The sequence below is a fragment of the Bacteroides galacturonicus genome, from assembly GCF_003096855.1.
GTDB lineage: Bacteria > Bacillota > Clostridia > Lachnospirales > Lachnospiraceae > Lachnospira > Lachnospira rogosae.
Genome location: NZ_QEOA01000002.1, coordinates 481,519 through 507,502, shown reverse-complemented (window position 1 = coordinate 507,502; position 25,984 = coordinate 481,519). Strand labels below are relative to the sequence as shown.

The following is a 25,984-nucleotide window of genomic DNA, read 5'->3' as shown; positions in this document are numbered from 1 at the left end:
GATTATTATGTTACATAAAGTATACGATATTGAACTTCCATATGAGGAACTTGGGTTAAAGACACCGGATAAAAAAGCAACAATAACAACATATATTAAAGAAATGTACCCGGATTATCAGGACCCATTTAACAGACCACTTGTTATAATATGTCCAGGTGGTGGATATGACCATCATTCACCAAGAGAAGGCGAGTCTATGGCTATTAAAATGCTGGATCTTGGGTATAATGCGGTAGTATTAAGATACAGCCTTGCACCATATGTATATCCGACACAGGTATATGAAGCGGCTTATACAGTTAAGTGGGTAAGGGATCACGCTAAGGAATGGGATGTTAATCCTGACAGAATTATACTTGCAGGCTTCTCAGCCGGAGGACATCTTGCGGCATGTCTTGGTACTATGTGGAGTGGTGATATGGTTGCATCATTTGCAAAAAAATACCTGGGATGTGATAAGGAATATGTAAGACCGGATGGACTTCTTTTAGGTTATCCTGTAATAACAGCTGGGGAAAATTCACATAGGGGTTCGTTTGTAAAGCTGCTTGGTGAAAACTATGATAAATATATAGATGATATATCATTAGAGAATAAGGTGTCTAAAGATACACCGGAAAGCTTTGTATGGCATACATTTGATGATAATTCTGTTCCATTAGAGAATTCACTTTTGTTTGTAGAAGCATTAAGAAAGAATAATGTTAAGTTTGAATATCACGTATTTCCAGATGGCTGTCATGGATTGGGACTTGGAACTAAAGAAACTGCTACAAAGGGTGGCAAACATTATCAGCCGGAAGTATATGAATGGACTAAGTTGTTTGAACAGTGGATGAACCGTATGGCATAAGAAACAGCCATAGAAATGGAGAAGGGTATGGATAATAAGTTATATAAGCTTATGGATTGGCCTGCGATTGAAGAAATTGTGTATTCGGAAAGCAGTCAGCCTTGCAGTATATTAGGCGGCCACCTTGTAAAAGAGGGGTATCTTATACAGGTGTTCAGACCGGATGCTGTATCTGTAAGTGTATCAGTAAGTGAAAGAAAAAGAGCCATACAACTTGAAAAAGTTGATGATGCTGGATTTTTTGCGGCATTAATACCGATTAAGAAAAATGTTAAATATGTTCTTAATATTGAAGATAAGAATGGGCATATTACAAGATTACGTGACCCATATTCATTTGGCAGATTTGATAAGTCAGAAGTTATATTTAACAAGTTCGCAGCAGGAACTGAATACAATGCATATAACCTTCTTGGTAATAAGGTGTGCGAAAAAGACGGCATTTCAGGTGTGCTTTTTAGAACATGGGCACCTAATGCGTTACGAGTAAGTGTTGTAGGCGAATTTAATAGCTGGGATGGAAGGATATACCAGATGGAGCGTATTACCGACAATGGTATATATGAAATATTCATTCCACAACTTGAAGCTGGACAGGAATATATGTATGAGATAAAGTTCAAAGGTGCTAATACTGTATTAAAGCTTGATCCGTATGCCAGACAGATTACACAGTACGCAGATGCACACTCTGTAACAGGTGAGCCACAGGCTGTACAAGATAATGTTAAATGGGTAAAGCAAAGAAAACAGATAAAGGGTGTTAATAAGCCTTTGTCTATACTTGAGATTGCATATGATAATATTCCTGTGAATAAGGCTAAGGTTAATTATATGGATATAGCCAGATATATTACAGAGTATGTTAAAGATACAGGATATACTTATGTTCTTATAAAGGGCAGTGACAGTATTTTTGAAAAGACAGGTTATTGTTATGGTGCATCAGGTTATTATGCACCATCATCACAGTATGGAACAGCTACAGATTTCAAGCATATGATTAAGGAACTTCATAATAACGGAATAGGTGTAATTATTGATTTTAATGTAGCTTATTTTGGCATTGATATAAGAAGTATAGTTAATTATGATGGTGGTGACTGTTATGGTTATCTTAAGCCAAGGATAATTGAAAAGCCTCAGATGAATATAACAACATTTGCCTATGAGAAGGGCGAGGTAAGAAGCTTCCTTATATCAGCTATAGCTATGTGGCTTGATGAATATAATATAGACGGAATTAAGATTACAGACACAGCAACGATGTTATATCTTGATTATGGCAAGAATCCTGGCGAATGGACGCCTAATATGTATGGCGGCAATGAAAATCTTGATGCCATAGAATTCATAAAGCAGATGAATGAATATGTCCATAAGAGAAATGACGGCGTGATAACTATAGCAGATGAAAAGAGCTTGTGGTCAGACGTTACACGAAATAATGATAATGAGGACAGTCTTGGTTTTGATTATAAGTTAAATGATGGCTTTAATGAGGAATTCTTTGAGTTTGTAAAGCAGGATCCATTGTTTAGAAAGGGAATGTATAACAGGGTTACTTATGAAATGTTATATCATTATAAGGAACATTTTATTACCAACCTTACTTACGAGGCATTAAAAGATGATACTTTATATGCAATGGTATCTGGCAATGACGATAAGCAGAGACTTTCTGATATAAGGGCAGTATTAGGATATATATATACTTACCCAGGACCAGTATGTGTGTCTTATGGCAATGATACAGGTGCATTAGTGTCTGTAGATGATGATAAAATGCAGATTTTAAGCAGACTTGAAGAACCGGCGTATAAGCAGATGAAAGCATATATAAAGGCACTCAACACATTGTATACAACAGATAATTCAATGTATGAGGCAGACAGCTCATCAGATGGTTTTGAGTGGGTTGATAATTATAATGCAGAATTAACAGTTTATTCATATGCAAGATATTCGTCAGATAATGATATGGACATAGTGGCAGTTAATTTCACTCCGGTTGAAAGAAAGGCTTATGAGTTAAATGTACCTAAGGCTGGAAAGTACAAGCTTGTATTTAACAGTGACAATGAGGAATATGGCGGTGATGGCAAGGTGGAAGCTGTTGTTGTGAAGTCAGCGGTTGAAGCTGACAGCAATGATAGGTATAAGATGTTTGTTGATATACCAGCATCAGCAATGGTTGTATATAAGTATGAATCATATACTGATATTGAGATTAAAGAAATCCAGATTAAAAATGAAGCTAAGGCGGCTAAGGTTGAAGCAGAAAAAAGAGTTGATTTAGCAAGAGAACTTGCTGATAAGGCGGAAGAAGAGGCTGTGAGGGCGGCAAATGCTGAGAAGGAAGCCAAGGAAAGCTTAAGGCTTGCACAGAATGCAAGAAAGGAAGCTGAGAAGAAAGCTTTAGAAGCAGTTAAGGAAAGCGAAAGAATAGACGAGGAAATGAAGCTTAGGTTAAGTCAGCTTAAAAAATAAACTGGAACATATGGGGACATGACAGACATATAATCCTGACATTGGAAATTAAAAAAATGGATAGTATGAGAACCAGCAATATTATAAAGGAAGGAGAAAGTATATTAGTAAATATGAAAGATAAGGTGTTTACGATATACGCATATGTGTTATGGAGCAGATAACAAGTATAGTTGAACAGATTACACACTGGGGACTTACTGGAATATGGAAGATTTTATTCGCTATTATCATATGGTTTGTTGGTAAGAAAGTAATAGCACTTTGTATGAAATTCTTAAAGAAAGTATTTGATAAAGGAAGCTTAGACCCAGGTGTTGTTAATTTTACAATGTCAATAATAAGATTTGCACTTTATTCAGTGCTTATACTTATGGTTATTGATGAACTTGGAATACAGACAACTTCACTTGTAACTGTATTTGGTTCAGCGGCTCTTGCAATAGGTATGTCATTACAGGGTTCGCTTTCTAACTTTGCAGGCGGAGTGCTTATACTTATATTTAAGCCATTTAAGGTTGGTGACTATATAGTAGTTGGTAATCTTGAGGGAACTGTTAGAACTATAGAGCTTCTTTACACTAAGCTCACAACAGTTGATAACAAGGTGGTAATGCTTCCTAATGGTGCATTATCTAATTCTAATATTGTAAATGTGGGGGCTGAAGATAACAGACGTCTTGATATCGAGATGTCTATAGGTTACTCATCTGATTTAAAGCTTGCCAAGAATATATTAAGTGATATTCTTGCGGCTGATAATTCAATCCTTAAGGATAAGGAAGTGAAGGTTATAGTAAAGAGCCTTGATGAAAGCTGTGTGACACTTGAGACAAGAGCGTGGGTAAAGACAGAAGATTACTGGGATACAAGATTTGCACTTCTTGAAGAATACAAGTCGGAATTTGATAAGAACGGCATAGAAATTCCATTTAACCAGATGGACGTACATATTGTATAAATATTGTTGTATAAATATTGTGTGATAATATATTGTTATATGAATATATGTGTGCTATAATGTTGCCGGATGGGATGAAAGGTTCATATAGACTAACTTGAATTTCCTGTTCATATAAAGTAACTTATTGTATGTGGGATATTAATATGATATGAAGCTTAATGGCTGAGTATCAGAATGGAGAATGAATTGAAGTTATCAGAAGAAAGACAGCAGCTTTTTAATTTTGTGCTTTCTGAATTAGAGCAGGAAGGCAATCTTGCACACGAGAAGAATGCTATACAGCACGGTTTAACAACAGTATATGAGCATAGTGTAGGTGTGGCAGGAGCAAGTCTTAAGCTTGCAGAATTCTTTCATTTAAAGGTGAATGAGAAAGCACTTATAAGAGGAGCACTTCTACACGATTATTTCTTATATGACTGGCACATAAAGAGAAAGGGACATCATTTCCACGGCTTTACACATCCTGCAACAGCACTAAGGAATGCAGAGAAGGAATATAATCTTGGCGATATAGAAAGAAATATAATCTCAAGACATATGTTTCCTCTTACGATAGTTCCACCTATGTGCAGGGAAGCCTGGCTTGTATGCCTTGCTGACAAGTATTGTGCAGTTAAGGAAACCTTCGCACCAGCGGTAGGTTACTAGAATGTATATATTAATTGGCAGAATAGACCAGTTAGTGAGCAGTTGAATTAAGATTAATACTTATAAATACTCCGGCAGTATGTTGCGTTTAAGCAGTGTACTGCCGGATTTTTTTGTTTCTTTATATAGTTGTATGGATATATTTAGAAGACAGAGTGATTTCATATAGTCATAAAGAATTAAGACATTGGGATATTAAGATTGCGAATGCCAGAATACACAGCAATATCACATTTTTTACTTACTTTTTACATCATTTGGTCACAATTTCCAAGTAATATACAATTGTTCACAGGAAAACGCGTTGTGAAGTAACTTGCAGAGGATATTAAGATGTGCAGGAAAGATTGGAGGCCAGTGTATGGCGATTGAAGTATTCAACAGATATGAGAAAAAATATATGCTTGATGAACACACTTTCAGAAGGCTGCTTGAACGAATAAATGATTATATGGAGCCGGATAAATATAATCTTAATGGACAATTTTATAGTATATGTAACATTTATTATGATACTGATGACAACAGGCTTATAAGAAGTTCAATTGAGAAGCCTGTATACAAGGAGAAACTCAGAATGAGAAGCTATGGCACTCCTTGTGGAGAAGACAAGGTGTTTCTTGAGATTAAGAAGAAATATAATGGCATTGTTAATAAACGCAGAACATCAATTGTACTAAAAGACGCATATAAGTATATGGAAAGTGATGTGTATCCTGAGAGTGACATACAATGTATTAACACACAGGTGCTTAAAGAGATTGATTATTTTAAGAAAATGTATACATTAAAGCCAAAGGTATATCTTTCATATGACAGGTATGCTTATTTTGAAAAAAATGATGGTGATTTCAGAGTCACATTTGATACTAATATAACAACAAGGAGAGGCGATGTAAGGCTTGAGAGCGGAAGCTATGGCAACAAGCTTATTCCTGACAGATTGTATCTTATGGAGATTAAAATAAGCGGTGCAGTACCGATGTGGTTTACAAGATGTCTTTCGGATCTGCATATATATCCTGTTTCATTCTCTAAATATGGAACAGAATATAAAAGATATGTGCTTGAAGGTTATGATAAAGATACAGAGGAATTGAGTAACCAGATAGCACCTAATGAATATGCAAAGGAATACGGTAATGTATATGGCTGTCAGTGTGGACAGTATGGAAAAAGTGCAATATGTATCTAATAATAAAAGTATAAATTAAAAGGAGCAATATTATGTTTGAATCAATATTTACATCAACAGCGGATAATTCAATAAATATCAGCCAGGCGGCAATATCTTTAGGTGCATCAATCGTAATCGGAGTTATTATTGCAATTGTATATATGTACATCAGCAAAAAAGAAGGTTACCAGAAGAATTTTATAATTGGTCTTTTAATGCTTCCAGCGGTTGTATCAGTCGTTATTCTTCTTGTGGGAAGCAATGTTGCAAGAGCATTTTCGATGGCAGGAGCATTTGCACTTGTAAGATTCAGAAGTGCACCGGGAAGTGCTAAGGATATTTCAATTGTGTTCTTTACAATGGCAGCAGGTCTTGCTTGTGGTCTTGGATATGTAACATTTGCAGCAGCATTTACAGCAGTTATGCTTTTGCTTTTAATACTTATATCAGCATTAGGTTTTGTAGATAGGAATGAAGGACGTAAGCAGCTTAAAATTGTTATTCCAGAAAGCCTTAACTATAATTCGGTATTTGATGATCTGTTTGATAAATACACGTCTGAGAACAGATTAAATAAAGTTAAGACAACTAATATGGGCACAATGTATGAGCTTACATATGAAATCAGATTAAAAAATGATGATGCAGAAAAAGATTTCATTGACGAATTAAGGGTAAGAAATGGAAATCTTAATATATCAGTAGGAATTATGCCAGAAAACAGCGTATCGGCATTGAATTAAATGTTGACATATTAAGTGGAAGATTATATAGTATAACAAATTAAACACCATTTGATGAATGATAGTATTATGTTATTCATCAGATGGTGGTTTTTGATTTTTCTCTTGTTTTATTTGGTGATATGTTATATTATAATAAGGTATACGAAAGGGACGTGGTAGATATGATAGATAATAATACACAATTTTTTAGAACACAGCCAGAAAAGACAATATCAGTAGAAGGAATACTTGAACAAGTATATCTTGCATTAAAAGAAAAAGGATATAACCCTGTTAACCAGATAGTAGGTTATATTATGTCAGGAGATCCAACATATATTACAAGTCATAACAATGCAAGAAGCCTTATTATGAAGGTAGAAAGAGATGAACTTGTAGAAGAGGTTATCAAGTACTTCATAGAGGGTAAGGGTTTATAATTAAGTTATGAGAATAATTGGATTGGATTATGGAACAAAGACAGTGGGCGTGGCGTTAAGCGATGCACTTGGCATTACAGCACAGCCTGTTGAGACAATCACAAGAAAAGAAGAGAATAAGCTTAGAAAGACATACGCCAGAATAGAAGCTATTATTGAGGAGAATGACGTTGAGAAGATAGTTGTCGGACTCCCTAAGAATATGAATAATACTGTAGGTGAGAGAGCTATAGCCTGTGAAGAGTTTGCTAAGAATCTTGAGAGAAGAACAGGGCTTGAAGTCATTATGTGGGACGAAAGACTTACAACAGTTTCAGCAGAGAAGGCACTTATGGAAAGCGGCGTAAGAAGAGAGAACAGAAAGGCAGTTATTGACCAGATTGCTGCTGTATTTATATTACAAGGTTATCTTGACTGTCAGGCTAATGCAGGCAGGTAAATGAATTAATAAAGGTGGTTATAATTAATATGGAAAAGCTCACATTTGTTACAGATGATAACGAGAATGTTGAATTATATATTATTGAAGAGACAAGAGCGAATGGAGTTAATTATTTATTAGTAACAGATTCTTCTGATGAAGAAGATACAGATGCGGAATGTTACATTTTAAAAGACACATCAAGTGAAGCAGATGCAGATGCAGTATATGAATTTGTTGAGGACGATACAGAATTTGATGCAATCAGCAGAATATTTGCGGAACTTATGGATGATGATATTGAACTTATATAATTGAATAAAGAATGAGGTGCTTAATGAAAAAAGAAAATGTCGGTTCTGTTAAGGTGATTCCACTTGGAGGCCTTGAACAGATTGGAATGAACATAACTGCCATCGAATACGATGACAGTATTGTTGTTGTGGATTGCGGTTTAAGCTTTCCAGAAGAAGAAATGCTTGGTATTGACCTTATTATTCCAGATGTTACTTATCTTAAGGAGAATATTGATAAGGTTAAAGCATTTGTTATTACACATGGCCACGAGGATCACATCGGAGCAATTCCTTATGTATTAAAGGAAGTTAATGTTCCTATATATGCTACACGTCTTACAATGGGACTTATAGAGTCTAAGCTAAAAGAACATAATATGCTTCGTGAAGTTAAAAGAAAAGTTGTACGATATGGACAGTCAGTTACTCTTGGTGATTTCAGGGTGGAATTTATAAGAACTAACCACAGTATTGCAGATGCAGCTGCACTTGCAATATTCTCTCCAGCAGGTATTCTTGTCCATACAGGTGACTTTAAGGTTGATTATACACCAGTTAATGGTGAACCAATAGATTTACAGAGATTTGCAGAGCTTGGAAAGAAGGGCGTGCTTGCACTTATGTGCGATAGTACTAATGCTTTAAGACCGGGCTTTACAATGTCAGAGAGAACTGTAGGAAGTACATTTGACAAGATATTTAATGATAATAAGAACAGCAGAATTATAATTGCAACATTTGCTTCTAATGTAGACAGAGTACAGCAGATTATTAATGCGGCAGTTGCATATGGAAGAAAAGTATGCGTAGAAGGCCGTAGTATGGTCAATATTATAGATGTTGCTGAAGACCTTGGATATCTTCATATTCCAGATGGTACTCTTATAGAGACAGAGGCTATGAAGAATTACACACCTGAGCAGATTGTGCTTATTACAACAGGTAGTCAGGGAGAGTCAATGGCAGCCCTTTCAAGAATGGCAGCTAACCTTCATAGAAAGGTATCTATCCAGCCGGGCGACTGTGTTGTATTTTCATCAACACCTATTCCTGGTAATGAGAAGTCTGTAGCAAGAGTTATCAATGAACTTGGAATGAAGGGCGCTAAGGTTATATTCCAGGATACACATGTATCTGGACATGCCTGTCAGGAAGAGATAAAGCTTGTATATTCACTTCTTAAGCCAAAGTATGCTATACCAGTACACGGTGAATACAGACACCTTATAGCACAGAAGGAAGTTGCAATGTCACTTGGATATGATAAGGAAGATGTTATTATAGCCAAATCTGGTGATGTTATTGAACTTAGTGATGAGAAGGCTGCAATCGTTGGAAAGGTTCACACAGGAGCTATTCTTGTCGATGGACTTGGAGTTGGTGATGTAGGTAATATTGTATTAAGAGACAGACAGAATCTTGCAGAGAATGGTATTATAATTGTTGTTCTCACACTTGAGAAGTATACAGGACAGCTTGTTGCAGGACCAGATATTGTAACTCGAGGCTTTGTATATGTAAGAGAGGCAGAAGAACTGCTTGATGAGGCAAGAGCTATAGTTACAGATTCTGTTCTTAGATGTCTTGATAAGAATATCACTGACTGGAGTAAGATTAAGAACATTATCAAAGATGATCTCAGCGAATATTTGTGGAAGAAGATGAAGAGAAATCCAGTTATTCTTCCAATTATTATGGAAGCTCAGATGTAATCAGTTATAATGGGAGATATTAATGCAGAGAATTGAGCAGTTAAAGCTTGAACTAAGCAAAGCTATAAAAGAAAGCCCTGAATATATTGAATATAAAAGACTAGAGGCTATTATAGATAAAGACCCTAATTTAAAGAGAAGTATTGATGAGTTCAGAAGACAGAATTTTGATATACAGAATAGTGGTAAGGTTGATGATATATTTGCCGCACAGGAGGATCTTAATAACAGATATGCAGATATGAGAAGACAGGATATGGTCAACAGATATCTGCTGTCTGAGGTCTGTCTGTGCCGTATGGTTCAGGATATATGCAGAACTGTAGTTGAGACAATTGAATTCGATGTTGATTTCTTGAATAATTAATCATCATAACTATATTTAGTCGGACGGGAATGGATATTTGATTATGAATAATAAATCTATAAGAATGGTTGTTTCATTGTCACTTAATGCATTGTTTATTGCAATTGCTGTAGTAGTGGTTGTTATGTTTGGAACAAAAGCCTATACATTTGGTAACAATATATTTAATGAGAAGTCGGTGGACACAGTTGATAATGCCAAAGTGGTTGAAGTGACAATAGCTGATGGTGTAACAGCTAAGAGGTTAGCCAGCCAGTTATATGAAAAAGGTCTTATTAGTGATGAGAAAATATTTTATTTTCAGGTAAAGTTATCTGATTATAAAGATAAGTTTAAGGCGGGAACATACAGTCTTAATACAGGTATGAAGCCAACAGATATGATGAAGATATTAGCTGGCATCAGCACAACTGATACTGGTGATAGTGAATAAATATTAATGAGAGGTTTACTAAGGTGATTGTCAACGAAAGAATAGTAGCTTATATTAATTCTCTTGATAGAGGTAATTCACCAATCTGTAATACAATCGAAAAGGAAGCAATTGAGGACGATGTCCCGATTATTAGAAAAGAGATGGGCAATCTGCTAAAGGTGCTGCTTGAATTAAAGCAGCCACAGTCGATTCTTGAAGTAGGAACGGCAGTAGGTTACTCATCTATTCTTATGAGTGAGAATATGCCTGAGGGTTGTATAATTGATACAATAGAGAATTATGATAAAAGAATACCTATAGCCCGCAATAATTTCAAGAGGGCAGGAAAAGAGGATTGTATAAGGCTTATAGAGGGCGATGCTATGGAAGTCTTAAAAGAGCTGGAAGGTCCATATGATTTTATATTTATGGATGCCGCCAAGGGACAGTATATTAATTATCTGCCTGAAATATTAAGGCTTATGCCTAAGGGCGGACTTCTTATAACAGATAATATACTTCAGGAGGGTGAGCTTGTAGAGTCCAGATATGTTGTCACAAGAAGGGACAGGACAATACATACAAGAATTAGAGAGTATGTATATGAGCTTACACATAATGATAATCTTATAACTTCAATTGTACCAATTGGAGACGGAATTACATTGAGCGTTAAAAAATAAATGGAGGAAAATAATATGGCAGGACATTATTATAATGGCAGGGAACTTGAACTTTTAATACCAGCAAGCAGTCTTGAAGTATTAAAGATTGCAGTTATATTTGGTGCTGATGCAGTATATATAGGTGGAGAGGCTTTTGGCTTAAGAGCTAAGGCTAAGAATTTCTCAAAAGAGGATATGGTAGAAGGAATTAAATTTGCCCACGAAAGAGATGTTAAGGTGTATGTTACAGCTAATATACTTGCACATAACTATGACCTTGACGGAGCAAGGGAATATTTTAAGGAGCTTGATGTTATAAAGCCAGATGCAGTTATTATATCTGATCCGGGAATGTTCACAATTGCCAAGGAAGAACTTCACGATATAGATATTCATATAAGCACACAGGCTAATAATACTAACTATATGACATATCAGTTCTGGTGGAAACAGGGTGCTAAGAGAGTTGTAACAGCAAGAGAGCTTTCATTGAATGAGATTAGGAATATAAGAAAGAATATTCCTGATGAGATGGAGATAGAAACATTCATACACGGTGCTATGTGTATATCATACTCAGGAAGATGTCTTCTTAGCAGTTTTATGGCAGGAAGGGACGCTAACAGAGGTGCCTGCACACATCCTTGCAGATGGAAGTACGCTGTTGTTGAGGAGAACAGACCAGGCGAATATATGCCTGTATATGAGAATGAAAGAGGAACTTATATCTTTAACTCTAAAGATTTATGTATGATTGAGCATATTCCAGAGCTTATAGAGGCAGGAATTGACAGCTTTAAGATAGAGGGAAGAATGAAGACAGCCCTTTATGTAGCTACAGTTGCAAGAACATACAGACTTGCAATTGATGATTTCTTAAAAGACCCAGAACTTTATAAGTCAAGAATTCCATTTTACAAGTCAGAGATAAGCAAATGTACTTACAGACAGTATACAACAGGTTTCTTCTTTGGAAAGCCAGATGAAAATACACAGATATATGAAAGCAACACATACATTAAGGAATACACTTATCTTGGAATTGTAGGAGATAAGAACGAAGAAGGTCTTTACAATATAGAACAGCGTAATAAGTTCTCGGTTGGTGAGGAGATTGAAGTTATGAAGCCGGACGGAACTAATCTTTTAGTTACAGTTAAGCGGATAACTGACGAAAAGGGCGTTGATATGGAAAGCTGTCCACATCCTAAACAGCAGCTTTATATTGACCTTGGTGTAGAACTTGAAAGATATGACATTTTAAGAAGAAAAGAAGAATAATATATTAAGATTTATGTGCGTCAGTATGAATGAATAGTCCATACTGGCGTATTTTTATGTAATAGGAATTCCCAGTTGCATAAAAGGCACTATGTGCCGATGATGCACACTTGAGCAATATGCAATAAATTATATGGATATGCAATAAAGGTGTGTCCTACGCATAAAATATAGAAATATGTGTAGGGGTGCTTTTTCTTGAAGGTGTTTGAGAAACCATTGTCAGAGCAGGAAGAAAAAGAGATGTTAATAAGAAGCCGTAATGGGGATATAGAGGCTAGGAATATACTTGTAGAGAAGAATATGCGCCTTGTAGCACATATGATTAAGAAATATGCTTGTGCTGAGAAAGATACACAGGATTTAATATCAGTAGGAACAATAGGACTGATAAAGGCAGTTAATACCTTTAACCCTGATAAGAAAATCCGTCTTGCGACATATGCGGCAAAATGTATAGATAACGAAATATTGATGATGTTAAGAAATGATAAGAAGAAAATGCAGGAGCTGTCCTTATATGAGCCGATTGGCACTGATAAAGAGGGCAATGATATAACATTTATAGATGTTGTCGGTGATGAAACAAGAGATGATGTAGGCGAGATGCTTACAGCAGAGCAGTTAAAGTGCATATATGACAATATGGATAATATATTGACAGAGCGGGAAAAGACGATAATAATAGGAAGATTTGGGCTGTTTGGAAGTAAGGAAATGACCCAGAATGAACTTGCGGCAAAGTTAAACATAAGTCGCAGTTATGTAAGCCGTATAGAAAGGCACGCTCTTAACAAGTTATATGCCCTTTTGGAGAATAAAAAGTTAATAGGATAGCAAAACTTAACATAAAAACTACAAAATCGACAGCAGGGTATGGTATACTTATGCTTAAGCAGTAAGTCGTGCTGTGGCGGAGAAATATATCGCTAAGATGTCCGCCGCAGTCGGATAATACTGCCGTAATAGATAAAAGGAGTATTTAAAATGGATAATATCTCTGATGATAAAATAATTAACGATAATGCTACGAATAATGGCAGTAATAATAATACAGTTATAAGCAGACGTCTTGAGGCAGTACGTGGCATAATGAAAGAAAAAGGCGTGGATATCTATGTTGTAGTAACGGGCGATTACCACATTTCTGAATATGCAGGTGATTACTTTAAGGAAAGAGAATTCATTTCTGGCTTTTCAGGCTCAGCAGGAACAGCAGTTATAACAAGTGACACTGCAGTGCTTTTCACAGATGGCAGATATTTTGTGCAGGCTGAGAAACAGCTTAGCGGTACAGAGTATAAGCTTATGAGAATGGGAAGTGCAGGGGTACCTGCACTCAATGAATATTGCAGGGAACTTTTAAAAGAGGGAATGACAATAGGATTTGACGGAAGATGTGTACAGGCAGGACAGGGAATAGAATTTAAGAAAATAGCTGAATTTAACAAGGCACATTGTAACTATTCATTTGATGCCATAGAACAAATATATAATGACAGGGCAGAATTCCCACACAGCAAGGCGTTTTATCTTGATACTATGTATTCAGGAAAGACTATTAAAGATAAGCTTATTGATGTGCGTTGTGCAATGAAAGACAATATGTCAGATGTACATATTATTGCCTCGCTTGATGATATATGCTGGCTTTTTAATATAAGAGGCAGGGATGTACATTGTAATCCTGTTATTATGGCATATGCGGCAGTATATATGGACAAGACTGTTCTGTATACAGATATAGACAGGCTTGATGACTGTATAGATAAACTTATAGAGGCTGGCGTTGAGGTTAAGCCTTATAATGATATATATGAGGATATAAGAAGCATAGCAGGACATAAAGTGCTTATTGATAAAAAGAGGGTTAATACAAGATTATATCTTTATGCTAAGGACAATGATAAGATAGAACTTGTCGAAAAGGAAAATCCAGAGGTTCTCCTTAAGGCAGTGAAGAATGACATAGAAATAACCAACCTTAAGAATGTACATATTGATGATGGTCTTGCCGTGACAAGATTTATATTCTGGCTTAAGAAGGCAGTTAAATCAGGACAGACAATAACAGAAGCATCAGCGGCAGAATATCTTGATAATCTTAGAAGTGGTATAAAGGATTACATTGAATTAAGCTTTGATACAATAAGTGCATACGCTGATAATGCGGCAATGATGCACTATCAGGCTTCAAAGGATAACTGCAGTACGCTAAAGCAGGAGGGGATGCTTTTAGTTGATTCAGGTGGACAATATATGCGTGGAACAACAGATATTACAAGAACTATTGCGTTAGGTGAAGTTACAGATGAGATGAAGAAGTGCTATACGCTTACACTTAAGGGAATGTTGAATCTTGCCAATACAAGGTTTCTTCACGGCTGTACCGGATATAATCTTGATATAATGGCAAGAGCTCCGTTGTGGAATGAGAATATTGATTACAGATGTGGAACTGGTCACGGAGTTGGTTATCTTTTAAATGTCCACGAAGCACCTAATGGATTTAGGTGGAAGCATATACAGGGGGTAAATGACCTTGCTGTATTAACACCGGGTATGGTAACATCAGATGAACCCGGAGTGTATGCTGATGGCAGATTCGGAATAAGAATTGAGAATGAAATAATAGTTACAGAGGATAAGGAAAATGAATATGGCAGGTGGCTTAAGTTTGAAATGCTTACTATGGTTCCTGTGGATTTAGACCTTGTTGATGTACAATATCTTAGCTATAAAGATATAGAACAGCTTAATAATTATAATAAACAGGTGTATAATGTGTTAAGCCCATATATGAAAGGTGAGGAATTAGAACAGCTTGTATATAGCACAAGAGAATTGTAAGGAGGCTTTTGGTGTATGCAGATTAAAGAGTTTAAAGAAAAAGAAGTAGATGTGAAGGATAAGTCTTTGAGCAATAAAGTATATTTTGCTGTTGGTGGAATAGTCCTTGCAGTGATATTGATAGTTGCAGTATTTATAAATGTTAATGAATTTGACATAAGAGATTATATAAAGCCTGTGTATACAGGTGCTGACGGATATGCTTCGGTGACATTTGTTGTAGATGAAGATGCACTGTCTAATAAGCTTTTAGGAAAGAAAGCTGATGACGATAAGAAATATTATGTTAGAAAGTTCATTGAATCAATAAATGTATACACAACAGATACCGATATTAAAAATGGTGATAAAGTCCACTGCGAGATAGAATTTAATGATACTTATGCAGATAATGCAGGTGTTGATATTAATAAGAAGCAGTATACTTATAAGGCTAAAGGCATTAATGCAGGTGCAAAGATAGACATATACAGCGGGGTTGATGTAACATTTTCAGGAATAAGCCCTGATGCCAGAATTATAATAGACAATGACTGGGATGATGATTATCTTAAGACACTTACATTTACTGCGGACAAGGCATCTTCAATTAAGCTTAATGACAGTATTAAGGTAAGCTGTGATGTATCTTATGAAGATATGGCAAGGCACGGCATACTTGCCAAAGCCTGTGAGATGACTTATACAGCAGATAAACTTGCTGCTTACTGCGATGATTATACTAAAGTTAATAAAGATGTTATGGCTGACATATATAAAGAGATTAAGGAAACTATCACTAAAGAAACAGAAGATGCAACCTACAGAATGTTGTATGTGGCAACAGGCAACACAGATTACCTGTATCATCTTAATGAAGAAAATGTATCTGATGTCAATATTGATGCGGCGTATTTCCTTAAGGCTTTGGCAGCAGGACAGGAAGCGGATAATTATATTATCGTTCAGGCATCGGCTGTTGTAAGTGATAATGAGAGCAGTGAGCCTGTCAGCTATGTATTCAGATATGCTAATGCGTATATCACAGTTGATGGTGATTTTAATGTAGGACACGATAACCAGAATAAGCGTTTTATATGCGGAACAGACAGAGGGGTACTGTATGAGGAGTATATAGGCGCCCTTTCAGATAATTACAGCATAGACAGAATAGACAATAATTAATAGCTGGCGTTACAGCATACAGAGAAATTAATAGAAACAGTCGAAGAATAGATAATAATTAATATTTGCTGTTATAGTGTGCAGAAGAATTAATAAAAGTAATCTAAGAACAGATAGTAATTATGGATACAGTGGGAGGAAGTTGAATTGATAACAGTAGAACAACTTTTGATGACAGCGAGGGAAGAAGGCGCGTCAGATGTGCATATTACAGTTGGTGTGCCTCCAAGAATGAGAGTGAACGGACGAATTGCTAATCTTGATTATCCAAGCTTGTCAGAGACAGATTGTAGTAAGATAATATACAGTATAATGGATGACAGGCAGATGGAACTGTTCAGGGATAATAAGCAGATTGAATTTGCATTGTCAGTGCCTAAGGCAGGAAGATACAGAGTCAGTGCATTTATGCAAAAAGGGCTTCCTGCCTGTGCAATACGACTTGTAACAGACAGTGTATCAGCACCAGGGGATATAGGTGTTCCTAAAGAGTTGATTGACATATGTGATAGCGAAAGCGGACTTGTTATTCTTGGCGGAGTGGCAGGAAGCGGTAAATCTACGACAATTGCCTCGATTATTGATTATATTAATGAGAATAAATGTGTTCATATACTGACATTGGAAGACCCTATTGAGTATGTACACACCCATAAAAATGCTATTGTGAACCAGCGTGAGGTAGGCATAGATGTGGCTTCTTATGATGAGGGGCTTAAGCTTGCAATAAGAGAAGATGTAGATGTGATTCAGGTTGGAAGAATGAGTGAGCCAGATACGGTTAAAGCAGTAATAAAAGCGGCTAAAGCAGGAAGTTTTGTTATTGCTGCTGTTGATGTCGCTGGTACTAAAGATATAATTCAGAGCATTATTGATGAATTTCCTCCTTCAGAGAAAGAGAAGATAAATACACAGCTTAAGGAAGTCTTAAAAATGGTTGTGTCACAGAAGTTAATACAACAGGATAAATATGGCATAAAGGCTTCTTTTGAGATATTAAAGATTAATTAAGAAAATGAGGGTTAAGATGACAAAGCTTGAAGAAATAATATCTTGTATTAAAGGAAACAGTGTGTATGTACAGATGCACAATTTTCCAGATCCTGATGCTATAGCAAGTGCATATGGTATGAAGTATCTTTTAAGAGCAGAAGGGATAGATGCACAGATTGTATATAAGGGCAGTATTGAAAATACAGTTACCGCAAAGATGGTAAAGCTTCTTAATATTGATATTCTTGAAGTAAAAAGTGCCTGGGAACTGGATTGTAACAGAGAAGTTATTATTGTTGATGCACAGAATGGCAATGCCAACATAATAGATATGCACTCAGACAAGACAATCTGTATAGACCATCACCCAGTATATAATGACAGCAAATATGTATTTAAGGACATAAGACCAGATGTCGGGGCATGTGCTTCAATCATAGCTTCGTATTATATAGAAAATGATGTTGTTATTGATATTCATATGGCAACGGCACTGCTCTATGGAATAAAGGTTGATACAGCAGATATGAAGCGTGGTGTTACAAAGCTGGATCTTGATATGTTCTATTATCTTTACAACCGTGCAGACCATAAAGTTCTTAATAATCTTGACACAAGCGTAAGACAGTATGACGATTTAAAAGCTTATGCCTATGCAATTGCCAATGTTGATATACAGAATGACATCTGTTTTGCCAGTGCAGGGGACAACTGCAAGGAGTCATTGATTGCCTCTATATGCGATTTTATAATGTCTTTGGATGGTGTTAATCTTGCAATAGTATATTCGGCTAAAGAAGAGGGTATAAAGCTGTCAATAAGAAGTAATGGAAGCTACGATTCGGGAAGAATATCTAATAAAGCATTATGTGATATAGGTAATGGTGGCGGACACGAGCATATGGCTGGTGGTTTTATAAGCTATGATAAGTTAGAAAGAAAAGATGCCGCAGGCATAAGAGAAATCATAAAAAACAGATTTATGTCAGAAGTTAATAAAGTAAATAAATAATAAAAAAGACTTGCATAATATGTATACATATGATATATATAATATATTGAAATACATATTATGCCAGTCGATAATAATAATATTTCAATATTAGTAATCTTAGGCAGTATGTCTTAAGATTAGTGAGTTATCGTTAATGAATAATTAGTTAATATTAACAATTAACAGGCTGATATTGATGATTAGTGAGTTGTTGTTAATAATTGCTGAGCAGTTATTAATGAGTATTCTTTGGTAATATTATGCTCTATAATATTACATTCCCAATTATTTAAAATGTTACAACTAAATAGTATTGCAGGGACTTATGATTATTGTAGTTATTATAATCGTTTTAGTTATGGCTATAGCTTTAGTTATAGTTGTAGTGATAAGTTTGAGAAAGGAAAAGGGTGAGATGTGTTTAGCAGAGTGATAAGTGCGGCTGTATACGGAATTGATGCATATATTGTTAATGTAGAAACAGACGTTGGTTTTGGACTTCCGACATTTGATATGAGTGGAGCACTTGGGTCTAAGGTAAGAGAGGCGAAAGACAGGGTCAGGGTGGCGATTAAGAATTCGGGTATTGAACTTACACCGCAGAAGATAGTTATTAATATATCGCCAGCCAATATAAGAAAGGAGGGCACAATATACGACCTTCCAATTGCAATAGGGATACTGGCGGCAAATGGCTGTTTTGATTTAAAGATATTGGAAAATGTATTGATTATAGGCGAGGTAAGTCTTGACGGAAGCATTAATCCGGTTAAAGGAGTGCTTCCTATGGTATGTGCGGCTAAAGAGGCAGGAATTGACAACTGCATAATTCCGAAGGCTAATATAGCAGAGGGCAGAATTATGAATAATATTAATATATATGGAGTTGAAACGCTAAGCCAGACTATAGAGATATTAAAGAATATAGCCGTAATAGATGGAAGTAGAAAGAATATAAAGCAGGCTGATGTGAAATCTGGTGAATGTAATAAGTCAGATGGCAACATTAATAATGATACTTATAATGTATTGGAACGCTCGCGGGTTAAGTTTACATATGGTTCAGAAGTGAAAAATAATAATCACTCGTGCAGTTATAATATTGATTATAGTGATATATCAGGGCAGGAAGCTGCAAAGCGTGCAACGATGATAGCTGTATCAGGTATGCATAATATAATGTATATAGGTCCACCAGGGAGCGGCAAGACAATGCTTGCCCAGAGAATACCGACAATAATGCCGGATATGGATTATGAGGAGCAGTTAAGGCTTACGAAGATATATAGTGTCGCAGGACTGCTGGATAGTGAGGGTGGAATTATGGTAAAAAGACCATTTAGAAATCCACACCATACAATAACACAGGCGGCGTTGCTTGGAGGAGGAGCTGTGCCAAGACCGGGAGAAATAACGTTATCGGAGGGTGGTGTGTTATTTTTGGATGAGATGACGGAATTTAATCAGGTTATTATGGAAGCGTTAAGACAGCCTTTGGAGGATAAGGTTATAACGCTTGTAAGGGTTAATGCAGCGTATACATATCCAGCACATTTTATGCTTGCAGCAGCTATCAATCCGTGTAAATGCGGCTATTATCCTGACAGGAACAGGTGCCATTGTTCGGAATATGACATAAGAAGATATATAGGAAGAATAAGCAATCCTATGTGGGACAGATTTGATATGTGTGTTAAGGTTGATGAGGTATCCTATGAAGTTATGAGGAATAAGGGAAATGTGGATACTATATATAATTCTACCGATATGAAAAATAAAGTTGAAGCCGCAAGACAAATGCAAAAGGACAGATTCAAAAAGCTTGATATTAATTATAATTCGCAGATGGGAGTGAGGGAAATACATAAATACTGTACATTGAATGTGGAGTGCAATGAGCTTATGGAGAGAATGTATAAGCAGCACAATATGAGTGCCAGGGCATATAATAAAGTTCTAAAGACAGCAAGGACAATCGCTGATCTGAAGGGAAGTGTTAATATAGAAAAAGAGCACCTTACGGAAGCATTATTCTATAAGAACTGTGAGGTGAAAAGTTGATAAAATATGATGAATTTCTTGAAGAATATTACTGGTATTGGCTTAATAATATTAGAAACATAGGAAGAAGAAAGATTAGTAAGCTGTTGAAAAGATTCGATTCCCCTAAGGAAATATATAACGCTGGCTCAGAATATTTAAAATGCTGCGGATTGTCTTGCAAAGATGCAGAAAATATAATCAGCTCAGTTAAAGATGAACAGATATATAGGGATTATAATGCCTTAGTGAAAAGCAGTATTAAATTCACACATCCGGGGAAAGCGGACTATCCTGCACAGCTTATGGAAATATATGATTATCCATATGGACTATATTATAATGGAAAGCTTCCTGACAGTGATAAGCCTTCAGTGGCAATTGTAGGTTCGAGGCAGGCAAGTCAATATGGAATGATGGTAGCGGCCAGGCTGGCATATGAGATGTCTTCATATGGAATACAGATTATAAGTGGCATGGCTGTTGGGATAGATACTGCCGCACATAAAGGAACACTTGATAATTCAGGATATACTTGTGCAGTATTAGGAAGTGGAGTTGACATTTGTTATCCAGCTTGTAATATAGGGCTGTTTACTGATATAAAAAAGACTGGTGGTGTAATGTCAGAATATCCGGCAGGAGTAAAACCGGTCTGTGGACAGTTTCCGGAAAGAAACAGATTAATAAGCGGTCTGTCTGATGCAGTTGTAGTTGTTGAGGCAAGGGCAAAGAGTGGTTCGTTAATAACTGTAGACCAGGCGTTAGAGCAGAATAAGGATGTATATGTTATACCGGGGAGAGTTGGAGATTCATTAAGTGAGGGCTGTAATGAACTTATAAAATCAGGAGCTTATATAATGACTAAAGCTGAGGATATATTAGAGTGTGACAGGATAAAAAATAAGCTGTCAGGCATTAACGGTATACCGGAATATCTGCAAAAGTTGGAATCTGTATCACAATTTGAACTTGCAACACCTAAAAATATGGTGTATAGTTGTGTGGATTTGTATCCAGTGGGTATTAATGAACTAATTAATAAGACAGGATTATCATTACAGACAGTAAGCGGTGCCTTAGTTGAATTGGAATTAGAGGGTAAAATCAAAGAGACTGCACATAATTGTTATGCAAGAGTGTAGCTTTTGGTTAATACTAAAAGACAGTAGAATATATTGTTTTGTTAGAGATTAGGCATTGTGGTAGCATATATTAAAGGAGTTAATATTAATGGCAAAGTATCTTGTAATAGTGGAATCACCAGCAAAGGTGAAGACAATTAAAAAGTTTTTGGGTTCTAATTATGAAGTTATGGCATCTCAAGGGCATGTAAGAGATCTTCCGAAAAGCCAGATGGGAATAGATGTAGAGAATGATTTTGAGCCTAAATATATTACAATCCGTGGTAAAGGCGAGATACTTGCCGCACTTCGTAAGGAAGCCAAGAAGGCTGATAAAGTATATCTTGCAACCGATCCCGATAGAGAGGGGGAAGCTATATCGTGGCATTTGTCTAAGGCGTTAAAGTTGGAAGATAAGGATATATACAGAATAACATTTAACGAAATTACTAAGACAGCAGTTAAAGCAGCTATAAAAGATGCAAGAAAGATAGATATGAATCTTGTTGATGCACAGCAGGCAAGAAGGGCTCTTGACAGAGTTGTTGGCTACAGTATAAGCCCTGTACTCTGGGCTAAAATAAAGAGAGGTCTTAGTGCAGGACGAGTACAGTCTGTGGCATTGAGAATAATATGTGACAGGGAGAATGAAATAGATGCTTTTATTCCAGAAGAATACTGGACAATGGATGCAGTCTTAGACGTAGAGGGAGAGAAAAAGCCAGTAACTGCCAAGTTCTATGGTGATGTCAATGGAAAGATTGATATCAAGAATAAAGAACAGATGGAAGATATCAAGAAAAAGCTTGAAGGCTGTGAGTACAGCGTTGACAGCATAAAGAGAGGGGAGAAGATTAAGAAGTCCCCACTTCCATTTACAACAAGTACATTACAGCAGGAGGCTTCAAAGACACTTAACTTTGCTACAGCCAAGACTATGCGTATTGCACAGCAGTTATATGAAGGCGTTGATATTGCCGGCAAGGGAACTATTGGTGTCATAACATATTTAAGAACTGATTCTACAAGAGTTGCAGAGGAAGCACAGGCAGCTTCAAAGGAATATATTGAAGCTAATTATGGTGCAGAGTATCTTATGAAAGATGACCTTAAGAAAAAAGAAGATAAAAAGATACAGGATGCCCATGAAGCGATAAGACCAACTGATATTACACTTACTCCAGTTGTTATTAAAGAGTCGTTATCAAGGGATCAGTTCAGATTATATCAGCTTATATGGAAAAGATTTGTTGCAAGCCAGATGGCACAGGCTGTATATGAGACAACTTCTGTTAAGATAGCTGCTGGTGATTACCGCTTTAATATATCAGCTTCAAAGCTCTCATTTGATGGTTTTATGTCTGTATACAAGAGTGATGATGACAAGGAAGAGGCTAATGCTTTAGTAAAAGGTATTGATGAGAATTCAAAGCTTTCTTTGGAAGAACTTAAGGAAGTACAGCATTTTACACAGCCACCAGCACATTTTACGGAAGCTTCATTAGTAAAGGCTCTTGAGGAGCTTGGAATAGGAAGACCAAGTACTTATGCTCCTACAATATCAACTATAATTGCAAGACATTACATCGCTAAGGAACAGAAAAATCTTTATGTAACAGAGCTTGGAAAGGCTGTTAATGACTCAATGATGAAAGCATTTCCGCAGATAGTTGATGTCAACTTTACAGCTAATATGGAGTCGCTTCTTGATGGAGTTGCTGACGGAGATGTTAAGTGGAAAGAGCTTATAAAGAATTTCTATCCAGATTTAAAGGAGTCTGTTGATAAGGCAGAAAAGGATCTTGAAAATGTAAAGATAGAAGATGAAGTTACAGATGTAATATGTGACCAATGTGGACGTAATATGGTTATAAAATATGGTCCACATGGCAAGTTCTTAGGGTGTCCTGGATTTCCAGAGTGCCACAATACCAAGCCATATCTTGAAAAGATTGGTGTTGCCTGCCCAAAGTGTGGTAAGGATATAATTCTTAAGAAGACTAAGAAAGGAAGGATGTTCTATGGTTGTGAGGGATATCCGGAATGTGATTTTATGAGCTGGCAGAGACCATCGGATAAGAAGTGTCCTAAGTGCGGTGGCATAATGCTAATAAAAGGCAACAAGCTTGTATGTGCCAATGAAGAGTGCGGTTATATATTAGATACTGCTAAAAAATGATAATTGATATGTAACATATATCAAATTAAAAAGTGATAATGAACAATTTGGGTATGTTTTACAGAGAATTGTCAGATAAAATGTGGTAAATTAGTTGAAAATTCAAAAGTTGTGTGATAGTATTTGATTATACAGATGTTTATCGGTGTAATTTAATATATGGAGGAATAAAAGATGAGTGTACAACTTTTGGATAAGACAAGAAAAATTAATAAGCTTCTGCATAACAATCATTCTGCAAGAGTTGAATTCAATGATATGTGTGCAGTGTTAAGCGGTATACTTGAGTCTAATATTCTTGTTATAAGCAGAAAAGGTAAAGTCCTTGGCACTGGATACTATGAGGGTGTTGAAGTAATCAGTGAGCTTGTATATGATAAGGTAGGCGGCTTTGTTGATGAGATGCTTAACGAAAGATTGTTAAGTGTATTGTCAACCAAGGAGAATGTTAATCTTTCAACATTAGGATTTACAATTGAGAATGTAAAGAAGTTTCAGGCGTTAATTGCTCCTGTGGAGATAGCTGGAGAGAGGCTTGGAACATTATTTATGTATAAGAGTGACAGCTCATATGAAATAGACGATATTATTTTAAGCGAGTATGGCACGACAGTAGTTGGACTTGAGATGATGCGTTCAGTTAATGAAGAGACTGCAGAGGAAAGCAGAAAGAAGAAGATAGTAAGATCAGCTATTGATACACTGTCAACATCTGAACTTGATGCTATTAAGAGTATATTTAAAGAACTTGATGGTAATGAAGGAACGCTTGTCGCAAGTAAGATTGCTGATAATGTCGGCATAACAAGATCAGTAATTGTCAATGCTTTAAGAAAATTTGAGAGTGCGGGTGTTATTGACTGCAAGTCATCAGGAATGAAAGGAACATATATAAAAGTCGTTAATGAATATGTGTTTGAAGAGCTTTCTAAACTTGATGATTAATTATGTATGATATATGTGGATGGGTAATTGCATATATAAAGCAATTATTAATGAATTGTTTGTATGGTTATAGAGGGAGAGAGCTGTTGTCAGCTCTTCCTTTTTTATTTTAGTAATAAAATATTAAGTGTTTTTGTAAAAATACAGCAAAATATTCAAAAAGATTAAAAAAAACTTGTTTTTTTGTCGTAAATTATTATAATGGTAGTTAGTGTAATTATGTTTAATGTCCATAATTGGAAAGGGGTATATATGAGCTCGGGAATGTTTGGTTATGTAGATGTATTAAAGACCGCAGCTGATGCAAGCTGGGCGAGAGAGGAAGTATTGACTAATAATATAGCTAATGTTGATACACCTAATTACAAAAGACAGGATGTGGAATTTACTACTTATTTAAAGTCTGCATTGAGCCGTTCAGGAGGAGATTCAACATCTCTTACTAACAGAGTTAACAATATTAATTATAATGATGTTACTATGAGAACTTATACTGATAATTCTACTTTATCATACAGATTAGATGGTAATAATGTGGATTTATCAACAGAGAATGTTGAACTTGCATCAGAACAGCTTAATTATAATGGCTTGATTGACAGTATGAATAATGAATTTACACGTTTTAAAGCGGTACTTAAGTAATAAGACTGGTTAGTTTACTAAAGAAGTTAATATTTATTTAAAGCGGGATTGGAGGATTATTGATATGTCAATGTTTGCGGCATTTAATATAAGTGCATCAGGAATGACAGCACAGCAGTTAAGAACAGATGTTATTTCACAGAATATAGCTAATGCTAATACTACAAGAACAAGTGACGGAACAGCATATGTTAAGAAGTCGGTTGTATTTACAGAAAAGACTGTTACATCAGGTATGGCTGGAAGGTCAGTTTATTCATCATCAGGAACAACATTTGCAGATGCGTTAAGAGCAGCTAATGGTGGAGTAGTGGGCAGCGGTGTTAAAGTTACATCTATATATGATGATACTTCTACAGATATGAATATGGTATATGACCCATCTCATCCGGATGCAGATGAGAATGGATATGTTACATATCCTAATGTTAATGTTGTTCAGGAGATGACAGACCTTATAGATGCATCAAGGTCATATGAAGCTAATATTTCAGCATTTAACTCAAGTAAAGATATGGCATCAAAGGGACTTACTATCGGACAGTCATAATTCAGGGATTGAATTATATCATCAGATAAAAGATTAATTA

General features: G+C 36.0%; 25 protein-coding genes. All 25 read left to right on the top strand.

Features of this window, described 5'->3' with window-relative positions:
* Positions 1-7 precede the first annotated feature (7 nt).
* The 25 genes from C7390_RS02415 (at position 8) to flgC (ending at position 25,944) form a co-directional block, all read left to right on the top strand.
* A complete protein-coding gene (locus C7390_RS02415) occupies positions 8-856 on the top strand; it encodes an alpha/beta hydrolase (RefSeq protein ID WP_055307040.1) in 849 nt (282 codons plus the stop codon).
* A gap of 27 nt (positions 857-883) precedes the next feature.
* A complete protein-coding gene (locus C7390_RS02410) occupies positions 884-3,346 on the top strand; it encodes a GlgB N-terminal domain-containing protein (protein ID WP_318295519.1) in 2,463 nt (820 codons plus the stop codon).
* 151 nt (positions 3,347-3,497) lie between these two features.
* Positions 3,498-4,307 (top strand): mechanosensitive ion channel family protein, encoded by an 810-nt coding sequence (locus C7390_RS02405; protein WP_055174375.1) that lies wholly within the window; start codon positions 3,498-3,500, stop codon positions 4,305-4,307.
* A gap of 177 nt (positions 4,308-4,484) precedes the next feature.
* The gene (locus C7390_RS02400; RefSeq protein ID WP_055174376.1) at positions 4,485-4,961 is read left to right on the top strand and encodes an HD domain-containing protein; all 477 of its coding nucleotides are present in this window, start codon (positions 4,485-4,487) and stop codon (positions 4,959-4,961) included.
* A gap of 361 nt (positions 4,962-5,322) precedes the next feature.
* Complete coding sequence (locus tag C7390_RS02395) at positions 5,323-6,156, top strand: polyphosphate polymerase domain-containing protein (RefSeq protein ID WP_116443525.1); 834 nt, start codon at positions 5,323-5,325, stop codon at positions 6,154-6,156.
* Positions 6,157-6,188: 32 nt separating this feature from the next.
* The gene (locus C7390_RS02390) at positions 6,189-6,881 is read left to right on the top strand and encodes a DUF4956 domain-containing protein (protein WP_055307038.1); all 693 of its coding nucleotides are present in this window, start codon (positions 6,189-6,191) and stop codon (positions 6,879-6,881) included.
* A 164-nt stretch (positions 6,882-7,045) separates the two neighbouring features.
* Positions 7,046-7,303, top strand: a complete 258-nt coding sequence (locus tag C7390_RS02385) for an IreB family regulatory phosphoprotein (RefSeq protein WP_055175014.1) — start codon at positions 7,046-7,048, stop codon at positions 7,301-7,303.
* A 7-nt stretch (positions 7,304-7,310) separates the two neighbouring features.
* Entirely contained in the window at positions 7,311-7,742 is a 432-nt protein-coding gene (gene ruvX / locus C7390_RS02380; RefSeq protein ID WP_022502732.1) for a Holliday junction resolvase RuvX, read from the top strand.
* 29 nt (positions 7,743-7,771) lie between these two features.
* Positions 7,772-8,038: a DUF1292 domain-containing protein gene (locus tag C7390_RS02375; RefSeq protein WP_055307037.1), complete on the top strand. Its 267-nt coding sequence runs from the start codon at positions 7,772-7,774 to the stop codon at positions 8,036-8,038.
* A 23-nt stretch (positions 8,039-8,061) separates the two neighbouring features.
* A complete protein-coding gene (locus C7390_RS02370) occupies positions 8,062-9,732 on the top strand; it encodes a ribonuclease J (protein ID WP_055174379.1) in 1,671 nt (556 codons plus the stop codon).
* 22 nt (positions 9,733-9,754) lie between these two features.
* Positions 9,755-10,099, top strand: coding sequence for a YlbF family regulator (locus C7390_RS02365; RefSeq protein ID WP_022502729.1), 345 nt, complete (start codon positions 9,755-9,757; stop codon positions 10,097-10,099).
* A 43-nt stretch (positions 10,100-10,142) separates the two neighbouring features.
* Positions 10,143-10,532, top strand: a complete 390-nt coding sequence (locus C7390_RS02360; protein ID WP_022502728.1) for an endolytic transglycosylase MltG — start codon at positions 10,143-10,145, stop codon at positions 10,530-10,532.
* Positions 10,533-10,555: 23 nt separating this feature from the next.
* The gene (locus C7390_RS02355; RefSeq protein WP_055174380.1) at positions 10,556-11,197 is read left to right on the top strand and encodes an O-methyltransferase; all 642 of its coding nucleotides are present in this window, start codon (positions 10,556-10,558) and stop codon (positions 11,195-11,197) included.
* A gap of 15 nt (positions 11,198-11,212) precedes the next feature.
* Positions 11,213-12,460 carry a peptidase U32 family protein gene (locus tag C7390_RS02350; protein ID WP_022502726.1) on the top strand — a complete coding sequence of 416 codons (1,248 nt, stop codon included), beginning with the start codon at positions 11,213-11,215 and terminating at the stop codon, positions 12,458-12,460.
* 204 nt (positions 12,461-12,664) lie between these two features.
* Entirely contained in the window at positions 12,665-13,297 is a 633-nt protein-coding gene (gene sigK / locus C7390_RS02345) for an RNA polymerase sporulation sigma factor SigK (protein ID WP_318255785.1), read from the top strand.
* Positions 13,298-13,447: 150 nt separating this feature from the next.
* Entirely contained in the window at positions 13,448-15,310 is a 1,863-nt protein-coding gene (locus C7390_RS02340; protein ID WP_116443524.1) for an aminopeptidase P family protein, read from the top strand.
* Between the two features lie 15 nt (positions 15,311-15,325).
* Positions 15,326-16,474, top strand: coding sequence for a hypothetical protein (locus tag C7390_RS02335; protein WP_090139848.1), 1,149 nt, complete (start codon positions 15,326-15,328; stop codon positions 16,472-16,474).
* A 147-nt stretch (positions 16,475-16,621) separates the two neighbouring features.
* Positions 16,622-17,485, top strand: coding sequence for a type IV pilus twitching motility protein PilT (locus tag C7390_RS02330; RefSeq protein ID WP_147581261.1), 864 nt, complete (start codon positions 16,622-16,624; stop codon positions 17,483-17,485).
* A gap of 16 nt (positions 17,486-17,501) precedes the next feature.
* Positions 17,502-18,479, top strand: a complete 978-nt coding sequence (locus C7390_RS02325) for a DHH family phosphoesterase (protein ID WP_022502721.1) — start codon at positions 17,502-17,504, stop codon at positions 18,477-18,479.
* Positions 18,480-18,878: 399 nt separating this feature from the next.
* The gene (locus C7390_RS02320) at positions 18,879-20,522 is read left to right on the top strand and encodes a YifB family Mg chelatase-like AAA ATPase (RefSeq protein WP_318255767.1); all 1,644 of its coding nucleotides are present in this window, start codon (positions 18,879-18,881) and stop codon (positions 20,520-20,522) included.
* Positions 20,519-21,646 carry a DNA-processing protein DprA gene (gene dprA, locus C7390_RS02315; protein ID WP_022502719.1) on the top strand — a complete coding sequence of 376 codons (1,128 nt, stop codon included), beginning with the start codon at positions 20,519-20,521 and terminating at the stop codon, positions 21,644-21,646. Before C7390_RS02320 ends, dprA begins: the two co-directional genes overlap by 4 nt.
* 88 nt (positions 21,647-21,734) lie before the next feature.
* Positions 21,735-23,804 (top strand): type I DNA topoisomerase, encoded by a 2,070-nt coding sequence (gene topA / locus C7390_RS02310; protein ID WP_116443523.1) that lies wholly within the window; start codon positions 21,735-21,737, stop codon positions 23,802-23,804.
* Between the two features lie 174 nt (positions 23,805-23,978).
* Positions 23,979-24,749, top strand: coding sequence for a GTP-sensing pleiotropic transcriptional regulator CodY (gene codY, locus C7390_RS02305; RefSeq protein WP_022502717.1), 771 nt, complete (start codon positions 23,979-23,981; stop codon positions 24,747-24,749).
* A gap of 252 nt (positions 24,750-25,001) precedes the next feature.
* Positions 25,002-25,394: a flagellar basal body rod protein FlgB gene (gene flgB, locus C7390_RS02300; RefSeq protein ID WP_022502716.1), complete on the top strand. Its 393-nt coding sequence runs from the start codon at positions 25,002-25,004 to the stop codon at positions 25,392-25,394.
* A gap of 64 nt (positions 25,395-25,458) precedes the next feature.
* A complete protein-coding gene (gene flgC, locus C7390_RS02295) occupies positions 25,459-25,944 on the top strand; it encodes a flagellar basal body rod protein FlgC (RefSeq protein ID WP_022502715.1) in 486 nt (161 codons plus the stop codon).
* Positions 25,945-25,984: the final 40 nt, after the last annotated feature.